The following is a 14,370-nucleotide window of genomic DNA, read 5'->3' on the forward strand; positions in this document are numbered from 1 at the left end:
ATCGTTTCTCCTGTCAGCCGCGTCCTGCGGCGGCGCAAGTATCGCCGATCCGGCATGCCCCCCCCAAAATCGGGGGGCATGTCGGTTGCAAGGCCGGTTCAGCGCGGTGCAGCGCTGGCCTGTGGCGGGCAACGACGCGGGTTGCAGCGTGGCTTGCCGGTCGCGTCACTGCTGCCGACAGCGCTGCCTCCGGCAGCACCGCCCGCGGCCCCATAGCCGACACGCAGTCCGATGCTGCTGGCACGACTCGAGCCGCGGGTCTGCTCGTGGCCCAGCAGCAGCGACATGAACCAGCCACGCTGCAGGCGCACGTCCATGCCTGCAGCAATCGACAATGCGTGGTCGTTGTAGCTCTGCATGCGCAACTGGTAGTCCTGCGCGCGCGGTCCGATGGCGTAGTTCAGGTAGGCATCGCCCTTGTCATCCAGCGCCTGGCGGTATTCGATGCTCCAGAACGGGCGCACGCGTGCTTCCGGGTCGGCTGACAGGTACGCACCTTCCAGGCCGAGCGCCATGGCACTGTTGCGCACCACCTGCTGGCGATAGACCAGGTCGTACAGGCCAGCGCCGCTTTCGCGGTAGCTGTCCAGGGTACTGCGGCTGGCCTCGATGCGGCCATAGCCGGTCAATGTTGTGCCGGCATGGCGATGCTCGTAGCCGAAGGCCAGCGAACCGAACCACTGGTCGCCGTCGCGCTTGCCCTGTGCGAACGCATCGGCGTCCACGCTCCAGCGGCGGGTGTCGAAGTCCAGTGTGCCGGTGGCCACGATGCCGTCGACAAACACGTGCTCACCGCCGCGCCACAGGCCATAGGCTGCCAGTGAACGCTGATCGGACTTCACCCGTGCGTCGGTGTCTTCCATGTCGCTGTTGTTGCGACCCAGGCTGCCGGCCACACCGAACAGGAAACGAGTACCGAACGCGCGGTCTACGCCAATGGTCAGGCCATCGGTGCGGAAGTCGTAGCGGCTGCCGCGGCCCGGCCCGGCACCGTAGCTGGCGGTGCCGGACGCCCACATGCCCCAACCGGCAGGCAATGCAGGCAGGGCATCGCCCCCCAGCTTGGACATGGGCACCGAGACGTTGGGCAGGTCGTTGCCGCCAGCGTAGTTCAGCGACAGCTGGTTGCTGGACGCGTTGCTGCCACCACGCACCTGACGCAGACGGTCGCGGATATTGGACTGCTGTGCACTGGCGAAGCGCACGCTGGCATCGACCTGCGCCTGCAGACCGGCCACAACGCCCGGATCGCGCGTCGGGTCGGGGCGCTGGCTGACCACCAGGCGCAGTTGCGCAGTACCCGCTGCATAGCCGCCTGAGGCTGCCTGGGTGACGGTGAGGATCGCTACGCCTTCGCCAACCAGAGTGACGGTACGGCCCTGCACGCTGGCCACCGTCGCATCACTGCTGGAATAGCTGAAGGTGCCGCGGCTGGGGCTCTGCGGATCGACCAGGTCGAAGGCTGCTTCGCCGAACATCTTGTGCAGCTCCTGCGGCCATTGCAGCACCGGCACAGCGGCGGCGATGTCCACTTCCAGGAGGGCCTGGGGGGCTGCCAGGTACTGCGTATTGCCGGCCTGGTTGGCGGTCAGGCTGCAGCGGCCGGCCGCGAGCATGGTGACGCTGCCGCCATCCACGCGGCACACCGCCGGGGTGGTGGTGGCGAACACGATCGCATTGCCGGACGCGCCGCCGCTGGCCGACACGCTGAAACGACCATTCTCGCTGTAGACCGGCGCGGTCGGGTTGGCCAGGAATGCGCTGATCTGCTGCGTCGCTTCAAGCACCTGCAGGGTATAGGCCTGGCTGGCGGTGAAGCCGTTCGCATCGGTAACTGTCACCGTGAAACCGTAGTTGCCTGCGCCCTGGGGTGTGCCGGAGAACACGCCATCGCTGGCCAGCGCCAAGCCGGTCGGCAGGGCACCGGCACTTACCGCGAAGCTGTACGGCGCGGCACCACCGGAGACCTGCAGGCGCTGCGTATAGCCGGTGGCCGTGGACGACTGCGGCAGGTTGGAGAGTGCAAACGCCAATTGCGGAGCGTTCACCACCAGGGTGTAGGCGGTGTCCTTGCTGGATGGGCCACTACCGGTGCTGCTGTCGGTCACGCGCACGCTGAAGCTGTAGGTGTTGGCTGCGGTGGGCGCGCCGCTGAAGACGCCTGCCGGGCTCAGCGACAGGCCCGGCGGCAGCGTTCCGATCACCTGGTAGCTGTACGGCGCCGCGCCACCACTGGTGGACAGCGTCGGCGTGTAGGCGGTGCCCGCGGTTGCCGGGCCCAGCGAGGCGGGCGTTGCCACCAGCGTCGGCGGGGACACGGTGATGCTGACCGTCACTGTGGCCGAGGTCGTGTTGCCGTCGCTGGCCTGGTAACTGAAGCTGTCCGCGCCGTAGTAGCCGGTTGTCGGCGTGTAGGTGACCGAGGTTCCGCTGACGGCGGTCTGGCCATGGGCCGGATTGCCGATGATGACCACGCTGGTCGGAATGCCGCTGATCGTCAGTGCCACAGCGCTTGCGGTGTCGTAGGCCACCGTTGCGCTGGATGGGCTGGCAACGATCGCATCCGCAGCGGTGACCGCATTGGATGCAGCAGACGCGCTGCCGGTGCCTGCGCTGTTGGTGGCGGTGACGGTGAACGTGTACGACTGGCCGACGGTCAGACCGGTGACGGTGATGGGAGAACCTGCACCCGTGCCGGTAGCGCCGCCTGGCGAGGCGGTGACCGTGTAGCCGCTGATCGTCGATCCGCCGGTACTGGCCGGAGCGGTGAACGTGACACTGACCTGACCGGTGCCCGACGGGCTGGCGGACACGCTGGTCGGTGCGCCGGGTACCACCGCATTGACGGTGAACGACTGGCTGACCTGCGATGCCGGCAGGTAGGTGCTGTCTCCGGCCTGGTTCGCATTGATCGTGCAGGTACCGGTGGTGACGAAGCTCAGCTGCCCACCGCTGGTGATGGTGCAGACCGCAGTTGTCGACGAGGTGAAGCTGACCGCAAGGCTGGAGGTGGACGTTGCCGTCAACGTGGGAGTGGTGCCATAGGTCTGCGCGCCCGGGTTGGCGAAGGTGATCGTCTGCGGAGACGCCGGGGTGATGGCATTGGAGGCGGCAGACGCGCTGCCTGTTCCGGCGCTGTTGGTCGCGGTGACGGTGAAGGTATACGCAATGCCGTTGGTCAGGCCGGTAACGGTGATCGGCGAACTGCTGCCGGTGCCGGTCAGTCCTCCAGGATTGGAGGTCACGGTGTACCCGGTGATGCTGCTGCCGCCATTGCTGGCCGGCGCAGTGAAGGTCACCGATGCCTGGCTGTTTCCAGCGGTCGCGGTGCCGATCGTCGGCGCGCCGGGTGCGATCGCGGCGACGGTGAAGGTCTGCGACACCTGCACTGCGGCCGTGTAGGTGGCATTACCTGCCTGATCCGCATTGATGGTGCAGCTGCCGGCGGAGACGAAGGTCAGGGCACCACCAGACGCGATGGTGCAGACCCCGGTCGTGGCGGAGCTGAAGCTTACCGGCAGGCTCGAACTGCTGGTGGCCGACAGCGTTGGCGTAGTGCCGAAGTTCTGCACACCCGGATTGGTGAAGGTGATGGTCTGCGGGGACTTCGGTGTGACGGCATTCGATACGCCGGACGCCGCGCTGGTGCCGATGGCGTTGGTGGCAGTGACGGTGAAGGTATAGGCCGTGCCGTTCGTCAGGCCGGTGACGACGATGGGCGATGCCGAGCCCGTACCAATGACGTTGTCCGGCGAGGAAGTGACGGTGTAGCCGGTGATGGCAGACCCGCCGGTATTGGCAGGTGCAGTGAAGCTGATCGTGGCCTGGGAGTTGGCAGCGGTCGCCGTGCCGATGGTCGGGGCACCCGGCGCGGTGGGAATGGCGACGCTGTGCGTGGTGCCGCTGCTGTAGGCCGTGGCGACATTGCCGGCCGCGTCGACAATATTGGTGCTGCCGTTGACATTGAGCTTGAGGGTGCCGTTGCCGGTAATGCCCGTCACGTCCACGCCGTAGACGGCGCCACTACCCGACACTGCGGCCAAGTTGCCGGTGGCGTTGCCTGTACCCACCAGAGTGAAGTCGTCGATGGAAACATTGCTGACCGCCTCGCTGAAAGTAACCGCAAAGCTCACGCTGGTGGCGGTGGCTGCCGGCGAACCACTGGGCGCGGTGCTGCTGACGGTCGGGGCGAGGTCATCGGTGACGACAATCGTGAGCGCTTTTTCGAAGATGGCGCCGTTCTCGTCCGTCGTGCGGATGCGTATGCTGCGGTTGCCTGCAGCCAGCGCAGAGGGCGTGCTGGCCCGCAGTGTGTTGCCGGCGATGGTGAAGCTGGCATTGTCGGTGCTGCCGGCACCGGCGACCAGCGAATAGGTGAAGGTGCTTCCGATATCCGGATCGGTGCTGGTCAGCGTGCCAACGGTGGTGTTGGCCGAACTGCTCTGCAGGACCGTGTTGCCCGACAAGGAAACATCGGACGGCGGGCTGTTGGGAATCTCAACGACCAGGTTGTTGATGGAGTGCCAGGAGAATCGATTGGGATTGACCGTACCGCCGGCGAGCATTTCTATCCGGACCTCATCGACGTTGTCGAAGGCGGCTGGCAGGGACACGGTAACCGGCGTGTAGTCGGGCCAGTTGAAGGTCCGGCTTGCCCCGCTCACCGCAGAACCCGAGCGGAAGCCCGTAACCTGGATCTGGGTGCCGTAGTTCTCTCCCCAGTTGATGTACAGGAAGGACTTCAGCGAAAAGGGCCTGCCATTGGAGGATCTGACCACCATTGCCAGATGCTCGGTCTGGTGGTCGGTCAGCGCCCCTCCGAATGCGGGGTCCAGTGTTTGAAAGAATCCTTCGTTCTGGAATGAGATCGCGCCTGTTGCGGTGCTCGATGCGTTGTTCGTGTTGAGAATCTGCAGAGTCAACCCTGCAATAGCCTGCGAGCCACCCTCGCCACTCCTGGCAACGCCGTCCGGCCAGGTCCCCGAGCTGAAATTGAGCTGCGCGGCCTGCGCGGACCAGACTGTCAGCGCGCACAGCAGCAGAAGCGCCGCCCGCAGCAGCGGACGGACAAAGTTTGGTGCGGACATGCGATCCCCCTGATCCATCCACGAATGTCAGCCACCGCATCGCGCCTGCGCGCATCTGCCGGTGGGCCGTTCCTTCTTTTCAGATTCCCGATGTCGGCCGGGTTGCCGGTCGACAGTCCATTGCCGTGATGCAATTTCCGTGCCGTGGCACGTACTTCCTCAATCCCCTGGGCCACCGTCGGCAACCCGTGTGGCGGCGATTCTATCCGTTTCTCCGCCCTTGCCAATGGGGGCGTCTGAACGGGTCATCGCGCACGTCTGCGTACCTCAGCGTATGGCGTGTCGGCTGCCGTTCGGCCATGCTCGAGGTCCTCCACCGTGGACATGCGAAGGGCATTGCGTTGAGTGATCCGTTGCCACTACAGGTCGTTGTGTTGCCCGGGCTGGACGGCACCGGTTGGTTGTCAGTGCCCTTTGTGGATGAGCTGCGCGCGCATGGGCTGGATACGCGTGTGCTGGCGCTGCCCTGTACGGGCGCGCAGGATTACTCGACGTTGGCGAAGCTGCTACGGCCGCAGCTGCCTGCGCAGCCGTTCGTGCTTCTTGCCGAGTCCTTCGCCGGCCCGCTAGCGATGGAGCTGGCCGCAGGCCAGCTGCCCGGACTCCGTGGACTGGTGCTGTGCACGACGTTCGCGCGGCGGCCCGTGCCGTTTCCCGCCAGCGCTGCGAAGGGGCTGGCACCTGCGTGGCCGATGCCGCCGGTGCCGCTGATGGCGCGCCTGCTGCTGGGGCGCTGGCGTACCCGCAACAATCAGCAGGCCCTGCAGGATGCTTTGGCCCAGGTGCCGTCGTCGGTGCTGCGCCAGCGCGCAGCGGCCACCCTGCGCGTTGATGTGCGTGCGCTGTTGCCCAGGATCCAGGCGCCCACCTTGAATGTGCAGGCGCTGCAGGATCGACTGCTGTGGCCACCCAGCGTACGCGAGCTGCAGGCGTTGCTGCCCAACGCACGGCACATCGCCATCGAAGGCCCGCACCTGCTGCTGCAGGCGCGGGCCGAACCCGCTGCCGCGTTGATCGCGCGCTGGATCAAGGCGTTGCCGGGGTAGTCGAAGTCATCCGCCAGCGTGGGTACGCGATGCCTTCATCGGATGGTCAGGCCAGCAGACGCAGCTTCGGCTCGCGCGCCCATTGGCGAGTGGCGGCAGCAGCCAGGAAGGCCTTGCTGTCTGTAGCGTCCACGTTGCCGGCATCATTACCGACGCGCGCTGCCTTCAGCAGGGCCTGTGCGCCTTCGTCACTGGCGATCGCTTTCAGGTGCACCCATGCATCACTGACGAAGCCAACGGCCGCCGCTTCCTTGGCCAACGCCTTGCCAGCATCGGCACTCAGTACCACTGCCACTGCGTCGAACACCACCGACGGGGTACCGGCCAGCTGTCCATCGGCGGCCTGCACCTTGCCGTCGCTGAGCGTGGCGCCACCGACTTTCGGTGCGACCAGCTTGACGCTGGCACCGGCCTTTTCAGCGGCCTTGCGCAGGTTGGCGATCACCCGTGCATCGGAACCGTCGTCGAACAGGATGCCGATGCAACGCCCCTGCAGCAGTGGCGTGGTGCGGCCGATCACGCGCACTTCCGGGGCGGCCGGCAGGTCCTGCGCGGGTGTTGCCGTCGGTGCCGGGTCGGGCAGGGCGCGCAAGCCCAGGCCGTCACTCACACGCTTGGCCAGTCCTTCGTCGATGTTGCGCAGATGGCTGACGGTGCGCACGCGCACCTTCTCCGTTTCCACCTTCGACAGCTCGAACACCAGCGCCGAGGCCAGGTGCGCCTGTTCCGGCTTCTCCAGGCTGCGGAAGAACATCCGTGCCTGGCTGTAGTGGTCGGCAAAGCTCTCCGCGCGGGTGCGGCCCTTGCGCCCGTCATCGGCGCTGGCGTGGCTGCGGAAGCCTGCTGCGGTTTCGCGCGGACTGTCCCCCTGCAGCGAGCTGGGGTCGTAGGCGACGCGTCCCTTCGGTACCTGCATCTGCATGTGGCCATCGCGCTGGTGGTTGGCGAACGGGCACTTCGGTGCGTTGATCGGGATCTGGTTGAAGTTCGGCCCGCCCAGGCGGATCAGCTGGGTATCCAGATAGGAAAACAGACGCCCCTGCAGCAGTGGATCGTTGCTGAAGTCGATGCCGGGCGGCACGTTGGCCGGGCAGAACGCCACCTGCTCGGTCTCGGCGAAGAAGTTGTCCGGCCAGCGGTCCAGCACCATGCGTCCAATCACCTGCAGCGGCACCAGTGACTCGGGAATGATCTTGGTCGGGTCCAGATGGTCGAACGGGAACGCCTCTGCCTCTTCTTCGGTGAACAGCTGTACCGCCAGTTCCCACTCGGGGAAGTCGCCGTGCTGGATCGCTTCGAACAGATCGCGACGGTGGAAGTCGTTGTCGGCCGCCTGCAGCTTCAGCGCCTCGTCCCAGACCGTGGACTGCAAGCCGAGCTTCGGGCGCCAGTGGAACTTGACGAAGGTGGAGTTCCCGTCTTCATCCAGCAGGCGGAAGCTGTGGATACCGAAGCCCTCGATGGTGCGCAGCGAGCGTGGGATCGTGCGGTCGCTCATCGCCCACATGATCATGTGCATCGATTCGGGCATCAGCGAGACGAAATCCCAGAACGTGTCGTGCGCGCTGGCGGCCTGCGGGAACGCGCGGTCCGGTTCCATCTTCACCGCATGGATCAGGTCGGGGAACTTGATCGCGTCCTGGATGAAGAACACCGGAATGTTGTTGCCGACCAGGTCCCAGTTGCCTTCCTTGGTGTAGAACTTCACCGCGAAGCCGCGCACGTCGCGCGGAGTATCGACCGAGCCGGCGCCGCCGGCAACGGTGGAGAAACGGGTGAACACCGGCGTCTTCACCCCGACCTCGGTGAGGATCTTCGCCCGCGTCACCTTGCCCAGCGACCGGGTCAGTTCGAAGAAGCCATGGGCGGCCGAGCCGCGCGCGTGCACGATGCGCTCGGGAATGCGCTCGTGGTCGAAGTGGGTGATCTTCTCGCGCAGCAGGAAGTCTTCCAGCAGGGTGGGTCCACGCGGCCCCTGGCGCAGGGAATTCTGGTTGTCGGCGACCGGGATGCCCTGGTTGCTGGTCAGTACCGGATGGTCGCCTCCCGCGAGCTGATGCAGTTCATCGCCCTGGCCGCGGCTGTCACGGTCGGCGGAGGGAGTGGCGGGAGCGCGCTTGCCGGTCGGCTTGCTGGCGGCCATGGAGGATCTCCTGGAGCGGGTAGGGGCAGACCCCGGACACTGGCGCCGGCGGCGTTAAAGCACGGTCCCGCGGGAGTGAACGCGCAGACAAATCGGCGGCTCGGGTATGCTTGCCGCATGCGAGTCGAACCCGCCGACATCGAAGCCCTGTTCGACGCCATTCCGGACGTGCTGTTCTTCATGAAGGACCGCCAGGGCCGCTACACCTACGTCAACCAGACCATGCTGCGACGGCTGGGCCTGCGTGCGCGCAAGGACGTGATCGGCCGCACCGCGGCCGAGATCTACCCCACCGGCCTGAGTGCGGACTATGTCGACCAGGACGCACGGGTGCTGTCCGGCGAAGTGATCGAGAACCTGATGGAACTGCACCTGTTCGCCAACCGCGAACCGGGCTGGTGCCTGACCTGCAAGCGCCCACTGGTGGTCGATGGGCAGGTCGAAGGGCTGATCGGCATCTCCCGCGACCTCGGCCAGAAGGACAGCCTGGGCACCCAGTACGAGCAACTGCGGCTGGCCCTGGCCCACCTCAATATGCATTACGCCGAGAACGTGCGGATGCAGACGCTGCTGGACATCACCGGTTTTTCGTTGTCCAAGCTGGAGCGCAGCTTCCGCAAGGTGTTCCAGATGACCCCGCAGCAGGTGCTGACCCGGTTGCGGATCCAGATGGCCATGCACCTGCTGCATGGCAACGAGAGCATCGCCTGCATCGGCCAGGCCTGCGGTTTCAGCGACCAGAGCGCGTTCACCCGCAAGTTCAAGGCTGAAACCGGTTTCTCGCCGCGCGCCTATCGGGCCCGTATTGGCGGGAACGTCGGCGAACCGCTACCGGCCTGAGTTTCCTGCTGCGCTGTGCCTATCCCCGCAGCGGCTGGACACGGTAAGGTGTCGCCCTTGTCGCCGCCGCCAGCCCTGCCGATGCCCGCCACTCCCGATCAGACCGCTTCGCCCTCCCGCCTCGGCCATTCGCTCAAGCCACGCCAGCTGATCATGATGGGGCTGGGCAGCGCCATCGGCGCGGGCCTGTTCCTCGGCTCCGGCGTAGGCGTGCAGGCGGCCGGCCCGGCGGTGCTGGTGTCGTATCTGGTCGCCGGTGCGCTGGTGATCATCGTGATGAACGCACTGGGCGAAATGGCCGCCGCCAAGCCGACCAGCGGCGCGTTCTCGGTGTATGCGGCCGATGCCATGGGCGCCACCGCGGGCGCCACCGTGGGTTGGCTGTGGTGGGTGCAGCTGGTCATCGTCATCGCCGCCGAGGCGGTGGGCGCGGCCGGGTTGCTGGCCACGGTCTGGCCAGTGGTGCCGGTCCCGATGGCGGCATTGGCCTTCATGCTGTTCTTCACCGCGATCAACCTGCTTGGGGTGAAGAACTTCGGCGAATTCGAATTCTGGTTCGCCATCCTCAAGGTGGCGGCGATCCTGGCCTTCATCGCCGTTGGCGTGGCGCTGCTGATGGGCTGGCTGCCGCAGGTGGCCTCGCCCGGCCTGAGCAACTTCACCGCGCACGGTGGCTTCGCGCCGAAGGGTCTGGCCGGTATCGGCGCTGCGCTGCTGGTGGTGGTGTTCGCCTTCGGCGGCACCGAGATCGTGGCCGTCGCGGCAGCGGAAACCGAAGACCCCGAGCGCAGCATTGCCCGCGCCATCCGCACCGTGGCCTGGCGCATCCTGGTGTTCTACATCGGCTCCCTGAGCGTGATCATCGCCGTGGTGCCGTGGACCAGCGAGTCGCTGAAGTCGCCGTTTGCCGCGGTTCTTGATGTTGCCAATATTCCGGGGGCAGCCACTGCGATCACCCTGATCGCGGTGATCGCCCTGCTGTCGGCGCTCAATGCCAATCTCTACGGCGCCTCGCGCATGATGTATTCGCTGGCACAACGCCGCGAAGCACCGGCCGTGCTGGGCTGGACCGATCCGCGCCAGGTGCCGGTGATCGCGGTGCTGGCCAGTGTGCTGTTCGGCTTCGCTGCCACCATCATGGAACTGCTGTTCCCGGACAAAGTGCTGCCGGTGCTGCTGAACATCGTCGGTTCCACCTGCCTGCTGGTGTGGACGCTGTCGCTGGTCTCGCAGCTGGTGCTGCGCCGCCGCGCCGACCGCCTGGGCACCCGCCTGCCGTTCCGCATGGCCGGCTTCCCGTGGCTGACCGTGTGTGCGCTGGCGATCCTGGCGCTGATCTTCGGCCTGCTGTTGAGTGAGTCGCATACGCGCCTGCAGTTCCTGTCGATGGTGGCGCTGACCGCGACCATCGCGGCCAGCAGCGCCATCGCCCGGCGCCTGCGCGAGGCGTGATTCTGTAGAGCCGACCCTACGGTCGGCTGCCGTTCGGGCAGACGTCAGCCGAGCATGGGCTCGGCTCTACAGAAGGCATACATTCGGCGTGCAATCCTGCTTGCGTGGGCCGTCACCGGCCCGTCGACCAGGAGCACCGCATGCTGCGCAGCCGTCCCTTCCTGATGTTCACCGGCCAGGCCGAAGCCGCGCTCGCCCTGTACGCCGAAGCCTTTGCGGAATTCCGCCTGCTGGCCCTGCAGCGTCATCCGGACGGGGCGGGCGCGGGCGTTCCCGGGCAGGTGCGCCAGGCCATTTTCCTGCTCGGCGGCACCCACTACCTGTGCTTCGACAGCCTGGATGTGCACGACTTCACGTTCACGCCCTCGATATCGCTGTTCGTTGAATGTGCCGGTGCCGAATCGTTCGAGCGTGCCGCGCGCGTGCTGGGCGAGGGCGGGCACTGGCTGATGCCGGTGGGCGAGCAGGAATTCAGCAGCCGCTACGGCTGGGTACAGGACCGCTTCGGCGTGTCGTGGCAGCTGAGCCTGGGGCAGATGCCGGACCCGTGACGGCAAGGTATCCACGCATGGCGTGGATCTACTGAAGAATGCGCCTACCGTGGCAGGTCGTAGATCCACGCCATGCGTGGATGCAAACGAGAACGGCCCGCTTGCGCGGGCCGTTCTTCTACCGATGCCGCGAAGGCTTACGCCTCGACTTCATCATCCTTGTAGGCATCGACCGGGATGCACGCACACATCACGTTCTTGTCGCCGTACACGTTGTCCACGCGGGCCACCGGCGGCCAGTACTTCTGCAGCTTCAGGCTCGGCAGCGGGAAGGCGGCCAGTTCACGCGGGTAGGCGTGGGTCCATTCGCTGGCCGTCACCGCCGTGGCGGTGTGCGGGGCGTTCTTCAGCGGGTTGTCCTCGCGGTCCAGGCGGCCGTCTTCGATCGCGGTGATCTCTTCGCGGATCTGGATCATCGCGTCGATGAAGCGGTCCAGCTCGTGCAGCGATTCGCTTTCGGTCGGCTCGACCATCAGCGTGCCGGCCACCGGGAAGCTCAGGGTCGGGGCATGGAAACCGAAGTCGATCAGGCGCTTGGCCACGTCCTCGGCGCCGATGCCGCTGGTCTTCTCCAGCGGGCGAACGTCGAGGATGCACTCGTGCGCGACCAGGCCGTTGCGACCGGTGTACAGGGTCTTGAAGTGCGGGGCCAGGCGCTTGGCGATGTAGTTGGCGTTGAGCTGGGCGACCTGGGTGGCCTTGCGCAGGCCTTCGGTGCCCATCATCGCGATGTACATCCAGCTGATCGGCAGGATCGAGGCGCTGCCGAAGCTGGCCGCGCTGACCATGCCGACCGGGCCGTTGTCACCCAGCTTGCCCGGCAGGAACGGGGCAAGGTGCGACTTGACCGCACACGGGCCAACGCCCGGGCCGCCGCCGCCGTGCGGGATGCAGAAGGTCTTGTGCAGGTTCAGGTGCGAAACGTCCGAACCCCACTTGCCCGGCTTGGCCACGCCGACCAGGGCGTTCATGTTGGCGCCGTCGGTGTACACCTGGCCGCCGTGCTTGTGGATGATCTCGCAGATCTCGACCACTTCCTCCTCGAACACGCCATGCGTGGACGGGTAGGTCATCATGATCGCGGCCAGGCGATCGCTGTACTTCTCGGCGTTGAGGCGGATGTCCTCGACGTCGACGTTGCCGTTGGCATCGGTCTTGGTCACCACGACCTTCATGCCGCACATCTGTGCCGAGGCCGGGTTGGTGCCGTGCGCCGAATCCGGGATCAGGCAGATGTCACGATGATCTTCGCCGCGCGAGCGGTGGTAGGCGCGGATCGCCAGCAGGCCGGCGTACTCGCCCTGCGCGCCGGAGTTCGGCTGCAGGCTGACCGCGTCGTAGCCGGTGCACTCGACCAGCATCGCTTCCAGCGAATCGATCAGTTCCTTGTAGCCCAGCGCTTGGTCGGCCGGTACCAGCGGGTGGATCTGCGAGAACTCCGGCCAGGTCACCGGGATCATCTCGGCGGTGGCGTTGAGCTTCATGGTGCAAGAACCCAGCGGGATCATCGTGCGGTCCATCGCCAGGTCCTTGTCGGCCAGCGAACGCAGGTAGCGCAGCAGTTCGTGCTCGCTGTGGTGGGTGTTGAACACCGGGTGGGTCAGGAACGCGGACTGGCGCAGCAGACCGGCCGGCAGCGCATCGGCGGTGCTGGCGTCCAGTGCGTCCACATCCAGCTGCGCACCGAACACCGCGGCCAGGGCCACGATGTCGGCGCGGGTGGTGGTTTCGTCCAGGCTGATGCCGACCGAGTCGCTGTCGATCGCGCGCAGGTTGTAGCCGGCGGCGCGGGCCTTGGCATGGATCTCATCGGCGTGCACACCGGTGACATGCAGGGTGTCGAAGAAATCGCCACCGACCTGCACGCCGGCATTGCGCAGCGCTGCGGCCAGGATCGAGGCCAGGCGATGGGTGCGGCGGGCAATGCGGGTCAGGCCTTCCGGGCCGTGGTAGACGGCGTACATCGAGGCCATCACCGCCAGCAGCACCTGCGCGGTACAGATGTTGGAGGTGGCCTTCTCGCGGCGGATGTGCTGCTCGCGGGTCTGCAGGGTCAGGCGGTAGGCCGGGTTGCCCTGCGCGTCGATCGAGACGCCGATCAGGCGGCCCGGCATCGAACGCTTGTAGGCGTCACGGCAGGCCATGAACGCAGCATGCGGGCCACCGAAGCCGAACGGCACGCCGAAACGCTGGCTGTTGCCGACCACGATGTCCGCACCCCATTCGCCCGGGGCGGCCAGCAGGGTCAGGGCCAGCAGGTCGGTGGCCACGGCCACCAGGCCGCCGCGCGCATGCACGGCATCGACCAGCGCCTTGTAGTCGCCCACCTGGCCGAAGGTATCCGGGTACTGCAGCAGCAGGCCGAAGGCTTCCGCTTCCAGCGCTTCGGCCGGAGTGCCGACGCGCAGCACGATGCCCATGGGCTCGGCGCGGGTGCGCAGCAGTTCCAGCGTCTGCGGGTGCACGGCGTCATGCACGAAGAAGGTGTCCGACTTCGACTTGGCCGAACGCTTGGCCAGGGTCATTGCTTCAGCGGCGGCAGTGGCTTCGTCCAGCAGTGAGGCGTTGGCGATTTCCATGCCGGTCAGGTCGGCGCACAGGGTCTGGAAGTTGATCAGCGCTTCCATGCGGCCCTGCGAGATTTCCGCCTGGTACGGGGTGTAGGCGGTGTACCAGGCCGGGTTTTCCAGGATGTTGCGCAGGATCACGTTCGGCGTGTGGGTACCGTAGTAGCCCTGGCCGATGAAGCTGCGCAGCACGGTGTTCTTGTCGGCGATCGCGCGGATCTTCGCCAGCGCCTGCACTTCGGTGATCGACTCCGGCAGCGCCAGCGGTGCCGGCGACTTGATCTTGGCCGGGACGATGGCATCGGTCATCGCATCCAGCGAGGCGTGGCCGATGACGCCGAGCATCTGCGCGATCTCGGCATCGTTGGGGCCGATGTGACGCTCGACGAACGCGGAATGGTGCTCGAGCTCACGCAGGGAAGGGGTGTTCTGGGACATGGCGAAGGATCCGTCAGGAAAGGGCACACGCACGGGCACAAGCCGCCGGTCGGCGGTCTGCGGGCGCCCCTCTGTCCTTTTGCCTGAGAGTTTAAAAGCGCGGGAAACCGCAGCTTCGTGCCCCTTCGGCGCCGGATCGAACCGGTCTCTCCAGAGTTCTGTTACGGGTGGTATCGGGCCTGAGCGATTACGGGCGTTGCGCCTTCGGCAGCGGTGACCTGCTTCTCCCACCATGTTGCCCGCCGA

7 protein-coding genes and 1 riboswitch are annotated in these 14,370 nt (G+C 66.4%); of the genes, 4 read left to right on the top strand and 3 right to left on the bottom strand.

What is annotated here, in order from left to right; translation table 11 throughout:
- Positions 1–98 precede the first annotated feature (98 nt).
- Complete coding sequence (locus tag HUT07_RS04605) at positions 99–5,087, bottom strand: autotransporter domain-containing protein (protein WP_176019945.1); 4,989 nt, start codon at positions 5,085–5,087, stop codon at positions 99–101.
- Between the two features lie 299 nt (positions 5,088–5,386).
- Between HUT07_RS04605 and HUT07_RS04610 the strand changes: the two genes are divergently transcribed.
- Entirely contained in the window at positions 5,387–6,133 is a 747-nt protein-coding gene (locus HUT07_RS04610) for an alpha/beta hydrolase (RefSeq protein ID WP_254898803.1), read from the top strand.
- Positions 6,134–6,179: 46 nt separating this feature from the next.
- Here HUT07_RS04610 and HUT07_RS04615 read toward each other — a convergent pair whose 3' ends face one another.
- Positions 6,180–8,276, bottom strand: a complete 2,097-nt coding sequence (locus HUT07_RS04615) for a catalase (protein WP_176019946.1) — start codon at positions 8,274–8,276, stop codon at positions 6,180–6,182.
- Positions 8,277–8,393: 117 nt separating this feature from the next.
- Here HUT07_RS04615 and HUT07_RS04620 point away from each other — a divergent pair, with 117 nt between their 5' ends.
- The 3 genes from HUT07_RS04620 to HUT07_RS04630 all read left to right on the top strand — a co-directional run bounded on the left by HUT07_RS04620 (position 8,394) and on the right by HUT07_RS04630 (position 11,119).
- Entirely contained in the window at positions 8,394–9,116 is a 723-nt protein-coding gene (locus tag HUT07_RS04620; RefSeq protein ID WP_176019947.1) for an AraC family transcriptional regulator, read from the top strand.
- Between the two features lie 81 nt (positions 9,117–9,197).
- Positions 9,198–10,568 carry an amino acid permease gene (locus HUT07_RS04625; protein ID WP_343203039.1) on the top strand — a complete coding sequence of 457 codons (1,371 nt, stop codon included), beginning with the start codon at positions 9,198–9,200 and terminating at the stop codon, positions 10,566–10,568.
- Between the two features lie 140 nt (positions 10,569–10,708).
- Positions 10,709–11,119 (top strand): VOC family protein, encoded by a 411-nt coding sequence (locus HUT07_RS04630; protein WP_176019948.1) that lies wholly within the window; start codon positions 10,709–10,711, stop codon positions 11,117–11,119.
- A gap of 137 nt (positions 11,120–11,256) precedes the next feature.
- Here the strand turns inward: HUT07_RS04630 and gcvP are convergent, their stop codons facing one another.
- Positions 11,257–14,124, bottom strand: a complete 2,868-nt coding sequence (gene gcvP / locus HUT07_RS04635) for an aminomethyl-transferring glycine dehydrogenase (protein WP_176019949.1) — start codon at positions 14,122–14,124, stop codon at positions 11,257–11,259.
- A 61-nt stretch (positions 14,125–14,185) separates the two neighbouring features.
- Positions 14,186–14,288: riboswitch (glycine riboswitch) on the bottom strand.
- Positions 14,289–14,370 lie beyond the last annotated feature (82 nt).

This window comes from Stenotrophomonas sp. NA06056 (assembly GCF_013364355.1).
Taxonomy (GTDB): domain Bacteria; phylum Pseudomonadota; class Gammaproteobacteria; order Xanthomonadales; family Xanthomonadaceae; genus Stenotrophomonas.